This window comes from Paenibacillus sedimenti (assembly GCF_014534655.1).
Lineage (GTDB): Bacteria > Bacillota > Bacilli > Paenibacillales > NBRC-103111 > Paenibacillus_E > Paenibacillus_E sedimenti.
Window position 1 is genome coordinate 63,403 of sequence record NZ_JACVVD010000001.1, and the last position, 18,884, is coordinate 82,286.

Annotated in this window: 11 protein-coding genes and 1 pseudogene; all 12 read left to right on the top strand. The window is 47.8% G+C overall.

Annotated features, from left to right (window positions below; all coding sequences use genetic code 11):
- The first annotated feature begins 41 nt into the window (after positions 1 to 41).
- Entirely contained in the window at positions 42 to 1,331 is a 1,290-nt protein-coding gene (locus tag ICC18_RS00205) for an ABC transporter substrate-binding protein (protein WP_188172379.1), read from the top strand.
- A 38-nt stretch (positions 1,332 to 1,369) separates the two neighbouring features.
- Entirely contained in the window at positions 1,370 to 3,148 is a 1,779-nt protein-coding gene (locus tag ICC18_RS00210; RefSeq protein WP_188172380.1) for a cache domain-containing sensor histidine kinase, read from the top strand.
- 29 nt (positions 3,149 to 3,177) lie between these two features.
- A complete protein-coding gene (locus ICC18_RS00215; RefSeq protein WP_188172381.1) occupies positions 3,178 to 4,788 on the top strand; it encodes a response regulator in 1,611 nt (536 codons plus the stop codon).
- Between the two features lie 1,045 nt (positions 4,789 to 5,833).
- Positions 5,834 to 6,829 (top strand): ABC transporter permease, encoded by a 996-nt coding sequence (locus tag ICC18_RS00220; protein WP_223192222.1) that lies wholly within the window; start codon positions 5,834 to 5,836, stop codon positions 6,827 to 6,829.
- Between the two features lie 16 nt (positions 6,830 to 6,845).
- Complete coding sequence (locus tag ICC18_RS00225; protein ID WP_223192223.1) at positions 6,846 to 7,742, top strand: carbohydrate ABC transporter permease; 897 nt, start codon at positions 6,846 to 6,848, stop codon at positions 7,740 to 7,742.
- A gap of 121 nt (positions 7,743 to 7,863) precedes the next feature.
- Positions 7,864 to 9,525, top strand: coding sequence for an ABC transporter substrate-binding protein (locus ICC18_RS00230; protein ID WP_188172383.1), 1,662 nt, complete (start codon positions 7,864 to 7,866; stop codon positions 9,523 to 9,525).
- A 327-nt stretch (positions 9,526 to 9,852) separates the two neighbouring features.
- A pseudogene (locus ICC18_RS33490) lies at positions 9,853 to 10,263 on the top strand (Gfo/Idh/MocA family protein); the annotation flags it as partial.
- 275 nt (positions 10,264 to 10,538) lie between these two features.
- A complete protein-coding gene (locus tag ICC18_RS00245; protein WP_188172386.1) occupies positions 10,539 to 12,794 on the top strand; it encodes a helix-turn-helix domain-containing protein in 2,256 nt (751 codons plus the stop codon).
- A gap of 207 nt (positions 12,795 to 13,001) precedes the next feature.
- Positions 13,002 to 13,952: an ABC transporter permease gene (locus ICC18_RS00250; RefSeq protein ID WP_188172387.1), complete on the top strand. Its 951-nt coding sequence runs from the start codon at positions 13,002 to 13,004 to the stop codon at positions 13,950 to 13,952.
- A 45-nt stretch (positions 13,953 to 13,997) separates the two neighbouring features.
- On the top strand, positions 13,998 to 14,873 hold the full coding sequence (locus ICC18_RS00255) for a carbohydrate ABC transporter permease (protein ID WP_188172388.1): 876 nt from the start codon (positions 13,998 to 14,000) through the stop codon (positions 14,871 to 14,873).
- Between the two features lie 123 nt (positions 14,874 to 14,996).
- On the top strand, positions 14,997 to 16,652 hold the full coding sequence (locus ICC18_RS00260; protein ID WP_188172389.1) for an extracellular solute-binding protein: 1,656 nt from the start codon (positions 14,997 to 14,999) through the stop codon (positions 16,650 to 16,652).
- A 28-nt stretch (positions 16,653 to 16,680) separates the two neighbouring features.
- Positions 16,681 to 18,846, top strand: coding sequence for a family 78 glycoside hydrolase catalytic domain (locus ICC18_RS00265; protein ID WP_188172390.1), 2,166 nt, complete (start codon positions 16,681 to 16,683; stop codon positions 18,844 to 18,846).
- The last annotated feature ends 38 nt before the right edge of the window (positions 18,847 to 18,884 follow it).

An 18,884-nucleotide genomic window follows, 5' to 3' on the forward strand; every position in this document is an offset into this window, starting at 1 on the left:
CGGTATCCTATTGTTTTTATTCTGCATAAGGTGGTCGCAACATGAGAATGAAACGATTGTCCTGTCTGCTTATCTCGATCCTGTTCTTTGTTCTCGGTTTAAGCGGTTGCAGCGACGCAGCCATCGACAGGCCATCCTCGATTCCGGGGGACGAAGACGTGACGATTACGTTATGGGCTTACGATAAGGGCGTCGAAGACAAGATTAACGAAGAATTTAATAAGGTCTATCCGAATATTCACGTTAATGTTGTGTTAGTACCTTGGTCGGAGTACGACAATCGGTTCCTTCTTAATCTAAGTACGGGGACGGACGTACCGGATATCGTGAAAGTCGAATCGTATTGGTGGGGCAAATGGCTTGCCATGGAAGGCGCTTTCGAGAATCTGACGAATTACGGGGTCGATCCGAAGAACGTTATGCCCGGTGTGGCTGACGTAACTCGAAATGCGCAGGGCGAATTCGTCATTCTCCCCGCGGCTACGGGAATCGCCTCTATTTGGTACAATAAAGCGGTTGCCCGCCGCTATTTGGGTACTGACGATCCGACAGCACTTGCGGACAGATTGAAGACATGGGACGATCTTCTTGAAATTGGAGAAACCGTCAAAACGAACAGCGGCGGTAAAGCCTTTTTGTTTCCAGATTCGATGTCGATTGAAGAGCTGCTCGTCACCTCCAACAAAAATTATCTCCAGGGCTATACACTCCGGCTGAAGGAGAACATACTTCCGCGGTTTCGGTTCATCGAGGCATTGCTTGACAGAGGATACATCGCCAGACTGCAGGAATTCAAGCTGGAGCGATCCTACACGGAAGATACCGTTCTGTTTTACCCGTACGCAGACTGGCACGCTACCAACATTCAGAACGCGGACAAAGACGGTATTGGCCGTTGGGGCATATTAGCCCCGCCGGGAGGTATCTTTTACCGCGGGGGCAATGGTTACGCAATGCCGAAGAAATCGAAGCCTGAAAACAAAAAAGCCGCGGCTTTGCGGATGAACTTCGCCCTAACCCGGCAAGGTTCCGAGGCAGTCATTCGTACGCACCAGTTCTCGGCTTATAATGATGCCTATTCAGATGAAATTCTGAATGCGATCGACCCCTATTTTGATGATCGTCTTTCGAAAAAATTCTTCGATTGGACCGCCGGGAAACCTCTCAAGCAGCAGTTCGGTCCGTACGACAATATCATCGAGAAAGAGCTTCGCATGCAAGCTTACTATATGATGGTAGAGAATATCGGCGCGTCTAAGGCTATTGGAAACGCAATCAGTGAGATTAAAGCCAGGATAGGAACAAGAATCAAGTACGGCGATGACGGATGACGGGGCGGGGGACGAATCTTATTCGTCGGGAGGGTGCCATGAGAAGATTGATCGCCGGCTTGAAGATTCGGCAGAAGATTTTTATCAGCTTCATGTTGTTGATTTCGTTTTGCCTGTTTACGACGCTTTATATGACGTCGACCCGAGTTACCGATGTTATTAGGGATAAAACGATCAATTATTCCCGCCAACTCGTGAGTAAGACAATGGAGAATATTGAATATTACTTACTCGACACCCGATATATGGCAAAAAATATCGCGCTCGACGAGCAAGTGAATCATAAAGTGCTCGAGCTATCGGAGCAAAAAGCGGCAGCGGATTACCGGTCAAAGGGACAATTGGACGCCCTGCTGAACAAATACAAATATTTGAAGACGTATATCACCGATATCACGCTAGTCGATGATAATGGAAGCGGCCTGGGGATCTACAATCTTGCCTATGATGATAAATATCCCATCGCGGAGCAGGCTTGGTATCAACATTTCCGGAATTCCGGCGCTGAGTCCATGTTTTCCGGCGTGCACAAATCCATCGTCCGGGATACATCTATGTCAAGTCTTGATACGTTCACGTTTTTTCAGAAGGTTTACGATGCGGAACGACCGACCCGGTACTTATATACCATCGCCATCGAATTGGATGCCAGAGTGATTAGCGATGCTTTGGCACAAGTCAATTCCAACCAAGGATGGATCAATAGGGTCTATAACGTGGACAATGAGCCCATGAATGGCAAGGAAGATTCCAGTATCCCTGATAGCGGGGACATTCCCGGTCAGTTCGACGGCAAGTCGAGCCGGATCATAACGGTTGGAGGCGACAAATATACGCTGCTCCAAAGCGGTTCCAAAGACTACGGCTGGCACATCATGAGCCTTGTTCCCCAAAAAGCCATTATGTCCGAAGCCAACTCCATTCAGCTTTACATCGTGATTATCGGTTTGATTTTGCTGCTATTCGCCGTCTATTTATCAAACCGGATTTCGAAGGACATCACACGCCCTCTCATGCACCTTATGAAGGCGATTAGGGAAATCGAGAGGGGCAACTTCGATATCCAATCGAACGTGAATACTGGCGATGAAATTAAGGAATTAAATGACGTTATCCAATCGATGGCTGTCAATATTAAAGGGCTGCTGGTCCGGAACAAAGAAGAAGAGCAAGCCAAGCGAAAAGCGGAGCTTACGGCCTTGCAAGCGCAAATCAATCCGCATTTCCTCTACAATACATTGGAATCCTTGAACTGGTACGCGGTTCGCAAGAAGGAGCCGGAGATCAGCGAAGTCATTACGAATCTCGGCAAGTTTTTCCGGATCAGCCTGAGTAAAGGAAGCAAGTTCATCACGATTGAGCAGGAAATCGAGCATGCCAAAAGCTATTTGAACATCCAGAAATTCCGCAATTCGAATCGGTTCGAGTCCTCCATCCGGACTGAGGGGATCAGTATGGAGCAATATACGCCCAAGCTGATTTTGCAACCGATTCTCGAAAACGCGCTTATTCACGGCTTGCGAAACAGAGAATCGCCCGGTCGAATCGATATCCGTCTCGAACAAGAGGAGGAGGCGCTTCTATTTATCGTCTCCGATGACGGGGTTGGCATTAGCGCAGACAAGCTTGCGGAAATCCGAAGCGCTCTTGGCGGAACGAAAGCGGCCGGGACGGGCTTCTACGGGTTGAAGAACGTAAACGAGAGAATAAGCTTGTATTTTGGATCATCCTATGGCATTCACCTGAGCAGTCCGGCAAGCGGCGGAACGGAGGTTCGCATCCGGATACCGATTCTGACGGAGCAGCCAGGGGACTAAAGAGCAAACTAACGTGCGGAGGAATGCCTATGCTAAAAGTTATGGTCGTGGATGACGAGGAAAACATCAGGCTAGGGATAGTCGAAGGAATCGACTGGGAAAGCTACGGGCTCGAAGTCGCCTGTCAGGCCGCAAACGGCCGTGAGGCGCTGATCGAGGCGCAGCGGCATCGGCCGGACATTATCCTGCTGGATATCAACATGCCTTTCGTCAACGGATTGGAATTTACAAAGCAGGCAAGGCAGTTTTTGCCCGACAGTTTCATCATTATTTTGAGCGGGTACAGCGATTTTGAATACGCCAAGGAATCCATCAAATATGGCGTCAGCGAGTATTTGCTGAAGCCCATATCTCCGGTTGAGTTGATGGAAGCCATCGTGAAAGCCCGTGACAAGTTGACAGAAAACCATCACAAGGAGCAGTACCTGAACAGCTTGAAGCAACAGTTTCGCGAATCCCTTCCTGCCCTTCGGGAAAAATGGGTTTACGATCTTCTTCATTCCAGTTATTTGGAAAGCGAAACCGGCATGAAAGATAAGCTCGGATGGCTCGGCATTGACTTTCCGTCCGATAAATTCGCCGCATGCGTCATCCGGATCGAGGATTTGGCCGAGCGATCGTCCGGCAATGAAGAGGGTAAGCATCTGTTCCTGTATGCGGTCAAAAATATTTGTGACGAAATTTTAAGTCGAAATGCCTGGGGGTTATCGGTGGTTACGAACGAAGGGCTCCTGGAGGCGCTTATCAGTCTGGACGGTAGGGAAGGGGGCCTGTTTCAAGAGGATCTTGACCGGAAAGCCGAAATCATGGAAAAGAGCATAGCGGAATTTCTGGGCCTGATGGTCACGGTTCGATTCGGATCCGTCTATTCGGGATACGGACAAATCGCGTATTCCTACAGGGAAGCTTATGGGTCAGTTCAACGGAAGAAACCAGAGAAGGTCAGCGGAAAAATCGGATGGGGAAGCGAGTCGGCTTCTGTCTTGGCGTTGGTCTACCCTTTTGACAAGGAACAAGAATTGATTCGTCACCTCAAGGCCATGAACGAAAAGGCGGTGAGTGTTGCCGCAGATCTGCTGGATGAGCTTGAAGCGAATGAACTGGTCGCAGGGGAGACCGGGTATTTGGCCGAGGCGGCAAACCAAGTCGCGGGAACGGTGTACAAGCTTCTCGCAGACAACGGAATCCATGCGGAAGAGGTGGAACGGCTCTACGAGCTTGTATGCGCTGCGAGTGTCCTCACACCCGCAGATCCTTCAGAGATACGAGCCAACCTTCTGAGGTATGTCTCTGCCGGGTTAAAAGTAATCATCAAAACAAAGGGCAAGCCTTATCGAGTTGAAATCGAGCAGGTCAAAAAGTACATCGAGGACCATTACAACCAAGAGATCTCTTTGAAAGATATTTCCTCAAGTATCTTTATGAATCTGAATTATCTTTGTACTCTCTTTAAAAATGAAGTTGGAGAAACGATTAACAACTATATGACGAGGGTTCGGATGGAAAAAGCTATGGAGCTTCTTCGGACGACTGATTTGAAAGTATTCGAAGTAGCTGAGCGAGTTGGGTACCCGAATACGAATTATTTCAGCTACGCGTTCAAAAAATATACGGGTGCGGCTCCGAACGATTATCGTTAGAAAAGTCAGACCGGATGAATGGCGAGCGCCGTTTATCCGGTGCTTTTTATGAGGGTCATGCGATGAACGCTCTTTTGCAGATGGGTATTATTCCTGAAGTGCCTCACCGCTATTTTCCTGTCGATGAACCATGAGAGATATGCTGGATTGTATTAGGAGGGTACCAGATAAAACAGATTGCAGAGTTGATCGGTCTCCGGCATTCAGGCGTGTACGAAACGAGCAATCCCTCATTTTTCAACATATGAAGCATCTATTCGATATCGTGATTTCTGATAGGCAATGAATTCATCAAGTTAATTCATCTTGGGGTATTTAAAATTTAACATTTTTTTACTATTTGGAGTCTATGAGACGGTCCAAAATTTAATGCAACGCTAGTAACTTATTATCTCAACTTTCGCAGCTTAATTTATCCAGTTTGCTTTGATATAGTTGGGCAAACCGGCAATTCAATCGAGGGGTTGACGAATAACCGCTACCCATCAGGACAAAATCGGCGCAGTATCCGAAACCTTGCGGTTTGCTCACAGACTGCTGTGTCCTATTACGCCTTTCAAGCTGTCAAGTTAACTTTTAACGGTTGCCACAGCGCTTATTACAGGGATTTTATAGCTTTTGAAACTCTAACGGTTCTGGTTGACGTTATTTGGGCAAATATAGAGAGGTTTGTTGGAAAACAGCCAAATAAGCTCACTGGTAAACGTTAGAATTTAAATTGGAGCATTTTGCGCTGAATAAGCGCTGTCAGAACCGTTAGAGAATATTGAAATTCTGTATTATTCAAAAGGGTTTTCCTTCATTTTGAAGGTGCGATAGTCGAGTTATTATCAATAATAAAAATACAAAAATCCTAATTGTGAAGATTCCGCACAAATAGGATTTTTTTGTTTGACAGAATATTGTACCGAACTGAAAATTGTTCGCTTATGATTTCCTTTGCTTACAGCAGGCAATTTCTGAATATTGTCCTTGGCTGAATAGTGTTCGTTGACCTGTCGCAACAGGATCGGCTATCTTTTTTACCAAGAAGATGCAATTAAAAATGAAAGGAAGTCGAGAACGGAACATGAGCGTGAATAGCGGCGTAAAATTACAAAAATTCGGCAGCGGCAAAAACTCGTTAGCACTCAACAGAAATGGGGTGGTAAAAAAAGTAAAAAAGCATTGGCAGCTATATGTATTGGTCTTGCTTCCCATGACGTACATCATTATTTTTAAGTATGTTCCGATGTACGGCGCCCAAATTGCTTTTCGCGATTTCAGTGTGATCCAAGGTTTCTCAGGCAGTGACTGGGTCGGATTAAAAAATTTTGAGGACTTTTTCTCATCCCCTAATTTCTGGCTGTTAATCAAAAACACCTTGCTTATTAGTTTATATTCACTGCTTTTAGGGTTTCCGGCACCGATTATTTTAGCATTGGCTTTGAATGAAATCGGCGGGGGAAAATTCAAACGTTTTGTGCAAACGGTTACATTTGCTCCTTATTTCATTTCAACAGTTGTCATGGTCTCTTTGATCATTCTTGTTCTCTCCCCTCGTCTGGGTTTTGTTGATCATATTGTAAGGTTATTCGGCTTCGAAACGATTAATTTTATGGGAAAGCCGGAATATTTTAAAACGATTTATGTGTTATCCAACATTTGGCAGGGCTTGGGATACGGAGCGGTCATTTTTCTCGCGGCCCTCGCGGGAATTAATCCTGATTTATACGAAGCCGCCAAAGTGGACGGCGCATCCAGATTTCAAAAAATGATCCATATTGATATTCCGGGGATTCTTCCGGCAGCCATTATTTTGTTAATTTTAAATGCAGGACAGATCATGAACGTTGGCTTTGAGAAAATTTATTTGATGCAGAACCCGCTGAATATATCCGCTTCCGAGGTCATATCAACCAACGTTTATAAGATCGGTTTGCTCGGAGCGAATTTCAGTTATTCTTCGGCAGTCGATCTATTCAACTCGGTCATCAATCTCATTTTGTTGTTAACTGTGAATGTTATTGCTAAACGGATGTCGGAAACGAGTTTATGGTAGACAGGAGGGAAGCAAATTGAAAAGAAGCGCAATTAAGGAATCGTTGAATGACAAACTATTTTTATTAGTAGTTTACGCTTTTCTTGTTTTCATTCTAATTATTATTCTTTATCCGTTGATATATATTTTGAGTTCATCTTTCAGTTCTCCTCAAGCTGTCATTAGCGGAAAAGTCTGGCTCTTGCCGGTGGAGCCGAGTTTGGCGGGGTATAAGGCGATCTTTGCAAACAAGCAGATTCTCACAGGTTATGCAAACTCCTTGTTTTATACGTTTTTCGGTGTGCTGATCAGCGTTTCGTTAACCATTATGCTTGCATACCCGCTATCCAAGAAAACTTTTTACGGGCGAAGTTTGATCATGATTCTTCTCGTTATTACGATGATGTTTAGCGGCGGGTTGATACCTTTATACTTGACAGTGAAAAAATTGGGAATTCTTGATACCCGATGGGCGATGCTGCTGCCAGGTGCATTAGCGGTATGGCAAGTGATCATTACCCGCACCTTTTTTCAAATAACCATACCAAGCGAGCTTTCGGAAGCCGCAGAGCTTGACGGATGCAGCGATCTGGGATTTTTGGCGAGAGTCGTTATTCCTCTTTCCAAACCGATTCTTGCCGTATTGGTATTGATGTATGCAGTCGGACAATGGAATGCGTTTTTCGATGCGTTAATTTATTTAAAGTCGCAAAATTTATTCCCGCTGCAGATTGTTTTAAGAAATATTCTCATTTTGAATACGATTGACCCAAGCATGATGGTGGATGCGAATGAACTGCAGGTAAGACAAGGTTTAAAGGATTTATTGAAATATTCTTTGATTGTGGTCGCGACGGTTCCGGTGCTGGCCATCTATCCGTTCGTGCAGAAGCATTTTGTAAAAGGGATTATGATCGGTTCGTTAAAAGGATAATTTTTCTCGGGTAAGAGCTTTATTTGAAGGGGGTGATGCTATTTGATAAGCTGATCGATAAACTCATTTGCAACTCAAAAACGGCAAATCAAACAAGACAATTTTCAAGGAGGAGTCAAAGATGGTAAAGAAATTTTTGAAGCTTCAAGCAAGCGCCGTGCTTGTCCTTTCGTTACTTTTATCGGCTTGCAGTAACAGCGGCAGCAGCGCCGATCAAGAGAAAGCAGCGTCGGATGCAGCCGGGAATGGTAAGGCCGCAGGTATTGTGCAATTGCCGGTATTTGTAACCCCATCTTCCAAGATTGAGAATTTGGAAACAAATTCAGTTACTAAATATATAGAAGACAAATTTAATATTAAATTCAAGTTCGAAGTGGCCCAAGGCAGCAACGCAGGAGATAAGAAGAAACTGTTGCTTGCCAGCGGAGACTATCCGGCTGTTTTCCTATCCGGAGACCTGACTCAAGCCGAGCAAATCGAGTACGGGAAGCAAGGGGTATTGAAGCCGTTAAATGATTTAATTGAAAAATATGGGGTGGAAATCAAGAAGGCATTCCAACAGGATCCGGAGTTGAAAAAGTCGATCACGGCTCCGGACGGTAACATTTATGCGCTTCCTCATATTAACGAGTGTTTCCACTGCTGGTACTCGCAAAAAGTATGGATCAATACGACATGGCTGAAGAAATTAAATCTTCAGATGCCTACAACGACGGAAGAGTATTATCAAATTTTGAAAGCATTCAAAACCCAGGATCCGAACGGAAACGGTAAACAGGATGAAATTCCGTTATCCGGCGCTGACAAAACATGGCATGGCAATCCGGCACATTTTCTTATGAACGCTTTTATTTATGATAATGATGATAACTTCTTCTTCATGAAGGACGGAAAAGTCGGGTTGTCGGCCAACCAACCCGAATGGAGAAAAGGACTTGAGTACATGAATAAATTGTACAGTGAAGGTCTGATCGACAAGGAAGCCTTCACCCAGGATAACGATGCCATGGCTCAAGTAGGCAACCGTCAAGGGGATAATATTGTAGGAGTTGCTGCTGCCGGACATATCGGCATGTATTTTAGTCTGGCGAAAGGACAAGACAGACATAAGGAGTATGTTACCGTCGCGCCGCTAAAAGGGCCGCAGGGAGAAGCATATGCAGGATATTACAAAGCGTATGGCAACGGCCAATTTGCGATTACTAACAAGGCGACTGAGGTGCAGGCCATTGCAGCGATCAAGCTAGCGGATTATTTATACTCTGAAGAACATGCGATCATGAATGAATACGGACCGGAAGGGAAGTATTGGAGAAAAGGACAGCCGGGTGAAGTGGACGAACACGGAAGACAGGCGAAATACTTCTTGAAACCCGAATATTTCTCCATCGGCTCTACGCAAAATGATACTTGGGAACAAATGGGCATTACCAGACGTACGAGAGATATTCGGGAATCCTGGGCCGTACCTAGCGATCCGTTGTCCGATAACGGTTATGAGCATCGCTTGTATTTGGAAACGGCCAAAAATTATGAAGGAAAACAACCGAAAGAGACTTTCCCGCTAAGCATCTTTATGGAAACGGCAGATGCCAAGGAAGCGGCACAACTGAAAACTCAAATGAATGACTACATTCGTTCGAACATGGCCCAATTTATAACCGGCTCCAAAAAACTAACGGATGCGGAATGGGATCATTACGTCAAAGGCTTTGATGGCCTGAAATTAAAGCGTTATCTCGATATTTATCAAAAAGCATACGATACGAGCTTTAAGAAGTAATCGAGGCACGGCCAGAAAATTATCGATTTAAATGAACAAAAACTGGATAAACGAGCACGGTTCCTAAATCATTGAAGGACTGGATAAGCAACCCAAATTAAAACCAAACTAACTGCCATTGTTGATTATAGTTATACATTCCGCCATAGGTCCATTGGCCGGCTGCAGTACCGGCAACAGTAGACCAACCACTGATTTCCAAAGGCTTGCCGCTATTCCGATCTCGTTCAGGATCCGAAGAAAGTATCGCGCTTTATTACGTAATTCCCAACTGCGCAGGTTGCCCGTTCTTTGGAAGAAGTGCTTGAGAATCCGGCCATTCGGCTGGTGGCTGCCGCCGTGTATGCAGACGAGCTAATTAATCAGGGAGCGATTGGCCGTGTTGTAAATGTAATCGGACTTGGACCGCACAAGCTGAATCCCGCTACTCGGCCTGATTGGTATTTCGGCGTAAACAGTACGGCGGTATTCTATGTGACATTGGCAGTCATCAAATTGAGAAGTTGCTTTACTATACCAAAGCAAATGATGCGAATGTTATAGGGCGATCATCTGTATCTGGTGAATCGTGATGGTGAAAAGCATTATTCGTTAAATGGCCAGGTCGGATTTCCGTTTTTCGGCGAGCTTATTCTGGATTGTCTAAATCGTACCGAGCATGCCATGACTCAGGAGCATGCCTTCAAGGCGGCGGAACTTTGCCTGCTGGCTCAAAAGCATGCAAACCGGATTGAATAGTTATCAAACGCTGTAGGTATCTGAAGGCGGGATGAGATGCTTGAGGCCGGTAGGCAACGATGACAGCGGACCGGATCCGTAAGGATCCGGTCCGCTTTTTGTCATATGCCCGCATGAGTTCCAATGACGTGAAAGTGAAAATCATCATGTAGTGGGAAAAGGCAAAGCCCGGCGGCCGTTTTTGAAAAGTGATTGCCGGTCGGAAAGAAAACAAGGTATAATTTGGTAAAAAATAGATTGCCGTAGAAAGCTGAAGGGGAAATGGGTGACCGGAGATGAAAGTAAACAATCCTCTTGTGAGAACGTGGTTTCATCGTTGGACGATGTCATATGTACTGATCTTTCTGATCATCGTCCCACTTCTGATCTTCAGCCTGCTTATTGCTTTTAACGATGTATCACAGAGAACGGCCGCCGAATCGAACCGGATATTCGCCGAGCAGCTTCTTCAATCGCTGGAAAATGAGTTTAAACTGATCGATAACGTCGTTTCCAATGAGATTGCGGCGGACGATACCATGATGGATTTTTTCAAAAAAGCGCTGGGCGAAGAACGGTTCTACTCCTCGGTTATGCCTGGCGTGAAGCTGAAAAATATGATAACTGCAATGCCGCTGATCGAATCCATCTATTTATATCGGACTTATGATGGAACAGTACTTACCCCGTTATCCATCACGCCGATCGACCAATTCAGCGACAAGCAGGTGATTATTGAGGCACTGGCTGGGCCGAGCTTAAACCGTCCTTGGACGAACATTCGCAAAGGGTTCTCCGAGCTGGAGCCGCGCGAGCTGATTTCACTCGTCAGGTATACACCGTTGTTTACGGGGACGGACGGGGTTATCGTCGTGAATGTCCGGGCGGAATCCGTGGTGAAGCTAGTACAATCGCTGACGACCTCCATCGAGAATAATCGGGTAACCCTCTACGACAGGGAAGGAAATACGATTTTTTCTGACACGCGTGAAAGCGGATTTCTCAAGACGGAGTCCAAATCGGACTATCTGGGATGGACCATACGTAACGGGGTCGCGAACGGCAACTTGTTTGGTATCGTATCTGCCCTCTCCAAGTATTGGATTATGATCTGTATCGCGTTCTGTTTGCTGGGCATGATCGGGATTGTGCTTGTATCCCGCAAAAATTTCAAGCCTGTGAAGTCGATCGTTGACCGAATCCAGCATTATACGGAGAAGAAGAGCGCGGAGCTATTCCGAAAGGACAGCCAGGACGAGTTCAAATTCATCGATTCTGCGCTCGAAAATTTGCTGGAACTAGCGGATGCCTACCAGAAGCAGCATGAAGAAAACTTGTTTTACCGGCGGAAGACGTTTTTCCAGGAATGGCTGGAGGGCGAACGTCAGCTTAAACCCGCCGAATGGCAGCGCGAGATGCAAAGCTTGATGCTTGCGAGCGATTTCGGAGCGCTCGTCGTAAGCGTCATCAAAATCAATAAATATTCGAAGTTTATCAGCACTTATTCCCGGCAAGACCAAAATCTGCTTAAATTCGTACTGTCCAATGTCGTCAAAGAAACGGCGGAGACGGGAACGTTCGCGACATGGGCTGAATGGATGACGAACGAACAGCTGGCAGTTGTTCATATGGTACCCCAATCCGCCCCGGACGGCGGCGTGGCCGCAGTGTCGGTCAAGCAATGGGCGGACGACCTGATCCGCTGGGTGAACCAGCACCTTCACTTTACGGTTTCCGTCGGCATCGGGTCGGGGGTTGAGGATGCTTCTCTTGCGCATGAGTCTTATGGAGATGCACTGGAGGCGTTAGCCTATATGCCGTCTTTGGGGACGGAGCCGGTCGTCGGCTACTGGCAAGTGGAAGCGATGAATCGGTTGAAAACGAGCAATCCACTGCGATCGATCCGCGAGCTGGCTATCGCTTTCCGGACCGGGGAAGGCAGTTGGGAACGAAGTTTCGACCGGATGTTCTGCGACATAAGAGGAGGACTCTATTCCCGGGAGGAGATGAGCAACCTCGTCGGCTACATGATTTTCTTCTTGGAGAAAGAGCTGATGGAATTGCCGCCGGAGCTGAGCGACGTCTGGTCGAAGGAGGGCACAGTCAGGCTGGAACAGGCGGCGAACCAATGGGAGACGCTGAACGAACTGGAGAAGGAGCTCCGCGATATTATTTCCGCAATGGCAGACGCTATGGCTGACATTCGAATGATTCGGGGAAACTACCGTCTCGTGCAAGACATGAAAGCGTATTTGGAGAAGCATTACGACAATCCCGATTTATCCCTTCAGCATTTGAGCGAGTCTTTCGGGCTTCACGTCAAAACGATCAGCCGTTTATTCAAGGAGGAAGTCGGGGTCAACTTTATCGACCAGCTCTCCTATATTCGGATTGAACGTGCGAAGGAGCTGCTCTTCTCAACCGATGAATCGATCCAAGAAATTACGAACCGAATCGGATATCTGCATCCGAATACGTTTATACGTTCCTTTAAGAAGCAAACGGGTCAGACGCCCGGAGATTTCCGCAAGCAATTGCAGGCCAGAGTCTGAGATTTTCCTTTTTTGTTGATCGGCTCCGATTTGTTGATCGCCTTCGAACGCATGACAGGAATCGTGCACATCCCGTGCATGGTTCTTTTTTTATGCCCTCTGCTCCGCCTTCGAGAATTAAGGTGATCGGGAGAATATGAGCGATTGAAGATGGCTGTAGGGGGGCGGTATAGTTAGCTCACAAAGCGCAGGAGAGTGAGGCTTATAATGAACACCGTCCAATCGAACGCAGTGACCACCCATGAACGCGCTCAAAAAAGACTGGCGGCGAAACGAAAATTCAAGATGAACATTCCGCTTCTAGTCATGTTTATTCCTGTCATCCTCTTTTATTTGATCTTTAAATACCTACCGATGATGGGTGCGGTCATTGCTTTTAAAGATTACAACTTTTATGACGGGGTGTTTGGGAGCCCTTGGGTCGGCTGGGACAACTTCGAGAAGCTGTTCAATAACTACAACACGGTCAGGATTATCCGAAATACGTTGTTTTTGAGCGTTCTGCAGATTGTCGCCGCATTTCCGTTTCCGATCGCGCTGGCCATTTTATTTCATGAAGTTCGTAACATGTGGTTTAAAAAGATCACACAGACGCTTGTATACTTGCCTCACTTTTTTTCATGGATCATCGTAGGCGGCATCGTGATCACCGTATTCGGAATCGAGGGCACGCTGAATAAATGGATTGAGGGGTATATTGGAGAACCGTATCCGTTTCTATATCGTCCCGGGTCGTGGGTGGCGATCTTCGTTGGATCCGGCATATGGAAGGATATGGGCTTCAATGCCATCATCTATATGGCTGCCATGTCTGCGATAGACCCTTCCTTGTACGAATCCGCCAACATCGACAGTGCAAGCAAGTGGAAACAAATCACCAACATTACGCTCCCCGGAATCGCTCCGACCATGATCCTGTTATTCATTCTCTCGATGGGCCGAGTCATGGAGGTCGGGTTCGACCAAGTATTCATCCTGTCGAACGGCGCGGTCAAAGACGTGGCGGATGTCATCAGCACTTACATTTACCGGGTTGGACTGCAAGGAGCGCAATTCAGTCTGACGACAGCGATGGGCTTGTTTGAATCGGCCGTGTCGTTCATCCTGCTCCTGACTGTGAACGGAATTGCCAGACGTTATCAAAAGGGATTGTTTTAACCTTTTAATAATGGCTAGAGACATTGAATGCCGGAGGAATCTCATATGCGTGCATCACCTGGAGAAAAAATGTTTTACGCGATGAACTATGTCGTCTTGGCTCTGCTTGCCTGCTCGTGCTTATTTCCGCTCCTGCACCTAATGGCGCTCTCGTTCAGCGGCACGACGGCGATTCAAACCGGTAAAGTCAGCCTTTGGCCGGTCGAATTCAGTATCGATACGTATAAGCTGCTCGCGAGCGGCACGTCCATTGTCCAGGCCTTTCGGAACAGCGTTGTCATAACAGTCGTCGGTGTTGCTCTGAGTATGATCGTGACTTTATTCGCCGCTTATCCGTTATCCCGTTCTTTCTTTTATGCAAGGAGGACGTTTACGCTGGCGATGATTTTTACGATGATTTTCTCCGGCGGTCTCATTCCGACTTATTTAGTCATACAGGGTTTAGGGCTGGTTGATTCCTATTGGGCGATCTGGCTCCCAGGCTTGGTCAGCACGTACAATATGCTGATTCTGCGCACGTATTTCGAACAAATTCCTTCTGAAATCGAAGAGGCCGCGCGAATCGACGGTTGCGGGGAAGTGCGCCTGCTTGCTCAAGTGCTTCTGCCGATCTCGATGCCTGTCATCGCTACCTTGTGTCTCTTTTATGGAGTGGCTTATTGGAACGTATTCTTCAGTATGCTGATTTATATCAACGATTCGACCATGCAAAATTTGTCCGTGCTTGTGCAACAAATGATCCAAAGCCAAAGCGTGCTTCAGCAGGGCTTGCTTGCTCAGCCTGACGACCAGGTTCATGTGGTGGAGGAAGGCGTCAAGGCCGCAGGTGTTATCGTCCTCATTGCTCCGATGTTAATCGTTTATCCGTTTATCCAAAAATATTTCGTGAAGAGCGTGATGATCGGCTCGGTTAAGGGTTAGGGTTAACGAGTAACGTTTGAAAGGAGTGATGCCAAAGAGTAAATATATGGTAATCTGTTAGAGAGCGTAGATAAGCAGAAGTTAGGCACTTTCATCCGAATCGTCGAAAGGGGTACGATAAATATGAAAAAATACGGTTATCTTGCTCTTACATCCGTGCTATCGATGGTACTCGTGGTTACAGCATGCAGCAAAGAGCACGCACCCTCCCCGGAAAGCCCGGGAGCTGGAACGCCGAACGCACCGGCCAAAAAAGTCGACATTACCGTATCGGTTTACGATCGGGGGAACGTTCCGGCAGCGGAAGGGAAAATCGAAAATAACCGTTGGACCAAGTGGCTTAATGAGAATGGTCCGGCCAATGTGACGTTCGTACCGATTCCACGGACGGATCCGGCGCAGAAGTGGAACGTCCTGTTTGCTTCGCAAAGCGCGCCGGATGTCATTCATGAATTTGACCCGAATATATTAAACCCGCTTATTGATCAAAAACAGCTGATGCCGCTGGACGATCTGATCGAAAAGCATAGTGTGGAGTATAAGCAGCTGCTGAAAGATTATCCGGGTTTGAAGAAAGTGACGACGGGGCCGGATGGAAAAATATACAAAATCGGGCGCGTTCTGGAGACGTCGCCACTCAACGCTTTATTTATTCGAACGGATTGGCTGAAGGCACTGAATCTGGAAGTACCGAAAACGACAGAAGAACTGTATCAGGTTGCGAAAGCGTTTGCGGAGAAGGATCCGGACGGCAACGGCAAGAAGGATACGTACGGCATGGCGCTCAGCTGGCGGTCGGAGAATGTGATTGACGGCATGTTTGGCAGCCCGGGACCCAGCTATGGGCTTGTAAACGGTCAGCCAAGCCGGGCGTTCGAATATACGAAGGAATCGGTCGCATTCAAGAAGCGCTTATTCGATGAAGGGATTGTCGATAAAGATTTCGCCAACGACAAGAACGGAGCCAAAGTGAAACAAGAGTTTTTGAACGGGAAGATCGGGATTTATCCGACATACGTCGGCAGCTGGTTTGAATTTACGGTCTCGGATGTTGCGACGCTTCGCAAGTCCGCTCCGAACGCCATGGTCGAACCGATCGCGTTGCCGAAGAGCTCGGCCGGCGAATACGTTCCCGAATTGCAAAATCCTCTGCAAGCGACTACTGCGATCAATGCAAAAACGAAGGATCCGGCAGCGGTAATCCAATATATCGATTTCTTGGATCGGAAATCGACCGGGCGCACCCTGTTGTTCGGTTTGGAAGGCACGCACCATAATGTGGACGCGAACGGCTGCCCGAAGCCGATCGATGCGGAGAAGATGAAAGCGGAGGTCAACTGGGCGAGTGATTTTGCCCAATCCTATGCCCGTCTTCTGGACGGAAAGTGCTCGTTGATCTCGAATCAGTTCGACCCAAGCAAGCCGGAGCAAAAAGCCGGACTCGAGATGTTCGAAAAAGCGAAGAAGCTGTATATGGACCCGAGTAAACAATATCGGACCGTTACTCTTGGGGAACATATGCCGACGCTGCCGAAGGAACTGCAAACGATTCTGAACACCGTTACGAAAGATATCAACGACATTTGGCTGAAATCGGTACTTGGCGGGGAGAAAAACACCGTTGATCAAGCGTATAAAGATGTCTTGTCGACTTGGGATAAAGCCGGAGGCAAGCAAATCGACGAGTTCATGATCGATTGGTACAAGAACAAGAAGGATTCCTCCTTCCTGATGAAAGACCTTTGGGATACGGCGGCGATGCAAGCACAACTGAAGTAGCATTCATTCGAAGCCCGAGGTGAGATGAATGATCAAACAATGGGAAGCGAAATGGCTGACCGATCCCGCCTTTATTGATTTTGAGCCCCTCCACCTACTTCATAAAGAGATGTCGGATTTTCCGGCCTTCCATCATCCGGTCGGGCTGAGAAACCATCATATGCTGGTCCGCAAAACGTTCGAATGCGGGATGACGCCGAATGAAGCGTATCTCGATATCACTGCCGACGATTATTACAAGTTATACATCAACGGAGTGTTCGTCGCGCAAGGACCCTCCCAAGGGTACTCGTTCCACTACTACTACAACCAGATCGACGTAAAGCGGTATTTGCGGGTCGGGCGCAACGTAATCGCTGTGCATGTTTATTACGTAGGTCACGTGAACCGGGCGATGAACAGCGGCGATCTCCGGCAGGGGATGATTGCGGAGCTTCGGGTCGACGGACGTGTCGCCCATGTAACCGACGAAACGTGGAAATTTGTTCGTACGTTCGAGTATGGGGACGGGCTCGCGGAGACGATCGGCAACGAGACGCAGGTGCTGGAGCATATCGACAGCCGGCTTCGCTTTCCCGGATGGAAAGAGTCGGACTACGACGACTCCGGTTGGAAACCGGCAGCCCTGAAGCAGATCCACGGGTATACGCTTGTGGAGCAGCCCACCCCGACCCTCGAGGTAAGAAATGTTGAGCCTTCAGACGTTAGGAAGCTCGGTCAGGGGCATTATTTGATCGATTTCGGAACGGAGATCACAGGTCAATTCACCATGCGCGCTTATGGTGCCAGCGGGGACTGCATCGAAATAAGGTGCGGGGAAGAGCTGTCGGATGATGGTGAACACGTGCGTTACGAGATGCGCTGCAACTGCCGTTATCGGGAAATCTGGACGCTCTCGGGGCGGGTAGAGGAACCGGACTTTTATGATTACAAGGCGTTTCGCTTCGTTGAGGTCATCGGGCCGGAGCGGGCTATTGATGCGGCAAGCTTTGCAGCGATCGTACGTCATTACCCTATGGACCCGGATGCATGTCGGTTTGAAACTTCCGATGATCGCTTGCACGGGATATGGAGCATTTGCCGTAACGGCGTACTATACTGTGCGCAGGAAGCATTTCTAGACTGCCCGAGCCGGGAGAAAGGGGCGTATTTGGGTGACGCCACGGTCATGGGCCACAGCCACTTGTACCTTAGCGGAGATTCGCGGCTTGTCCGGAAGACGATTCGCGATTATGCGCTCAGCTCCGCCATTTGTCCAGGACTGATGGCGGTTGCTCCCGGCAGCTTTATGCAGGAAATCGCCGACTTTTCGTGCCAATGGCCGCTGCAGTTGTTGACCTATTACCGGTTCAGCGGAGACGAAGCGTTTTTACGTGAAATGTACCCTTACGCGGAAGTGGTGATCGATTATTTCAGACAATACTCGCGTTCGGACGGTTTGCTCGAGCGCGTGGACGAGAAGTGGAATTTAGTCGATTGGCCGGATGAAATGAGGGACGGGTACCATTTTCCGCTCGCCAAGCCGGTAGGCGAAGGTTGTCACAATGTCATGAATGCGTATTATTACGGCTGCTTGAAAGCGGTGCAGGACATTCGCGACATCCTTCGCATTCCTTATCGCGACGAGCTTCCTGAGCTCAAGCGGGCTTTTATAGATGCGTTCTGGAATGCCGGCACCGGCTTGTTCGTGGATGCAGTAGGGAGCGCCCACAGCGCGCTGCACTCGAACGTGTTCCCGCTTTATTTCGGTATCGTGCCTAAGGATTCTGTCCCGGGGATCGTCCGCTTCATTCGGAAGAAAAGGCTATCGTGCGGCGTGTACTTCTCATACTTCTTGTTGAAAGCACTCGCGGAAGCCGGTGAGCACGAACTGGCGTATGATCTTATCACGTGCGATGACGAACGTTCATGGAGCAATATGCTTCGGGAAGGAGCGACCGCATGTTTCGAGGCATGGGGGAAAGACCAGAAATGGAATACGAGTTTATGCCACGGATGGGCTTCAGCGCCTATTGCGGTACTGATTGAAGATATTATTGGCCTGAAGCCTGCTGAGCCGGGATGGAGAAAGGTATCTTTTACTCCGCATCTGCCTGCATCGATGCCGTCGTTCCAACTGGAAATGACGGTTCCGACAGGGAAAATATCCGTTCGGTATAAGGACGGTATCGTCTGGACGAGTCTGACAGCTTAACCACCGCTTTTATTTTGCACAACGGCTCAGGTTTGTGA

What these genes read in the sequence shown, in the direction of transcription:
- ICC18_RS00205 (WP_188172379.1), top strand. Translation starts at nt 42, where the DNA reads ATGAGAATGAAACGATTGTCCTGTCTGCTTATCTCGATCCTGTTCTTT.
- ICC18_RS00215 (WP_188172381.1), top strand. Translation starts at nt 3,178, where the DNA reads ATGCTAAAAGTTATGGTCGTGGATGACGAGGAAAACATCAGGCTAGGG.
- ICC18_RS00210 (WP_188172380.1), top strand. Translation starts at nt 1,370, where the DNA reads ATGAGAAGATTGATCGCCGGCTTGAAGATTCGGCAGAAGATTTTTATC.
- ICC18_RS00265 (WP_188172390.1), top strand. Translation starts at nt 16,681, where the DNA reads ATGATCAAACAATGGGAAGCGAAATGGCTGACCGATCCCGCCTTTATT.
- ICC18_RS00220 (WP_223192222.1), top strand. Translation starts at nt 5,834, where the DNA reads ATGAAAGGAAGTCGAGAACGGAACATGAGCGTGAATAGCGGCGTAAAA.
- ICC18_RS00245 (WP_188172386.1), top strand. Translation starts at nt 10,539, where the DNA reads ATGAAAGTAAACAATCCTCTTGTGAGAACGTGGTTTCATCGTTGGACG.
- ICC18_RS00255 (WP_188172388.1), top strand. Translation starts at nt 13,998, where the DNA reads ATGCGTGCATCACCTGGAGAAAAAATGTTTTACGCGATGAACTATGTC.
- ICC18_RS00230 (WP_188172383.1), top strand. Translation starts at nt 7,864, where the DNA reads ATGGTAAAGAAATTTTTGAAGCTTCAAGCAAGCGCCGTGCTTGTCCTT.
- ICC18_RS00250 (WP_188172387.1), top strand. Translation starts at nt 13,002, where the DNA reads ATGAACACCGTCCAATCGAACGCAGTGACCACCCATGAACGCGCTCAA.
- ICC18_RS00260 (WP_188172389.1), top strand. Translation starts at nt 14,997, where the DNA reads ATGAAAAAATACGGTTATCTTGCTCTTACATCCGTGCTATCGATGGTA.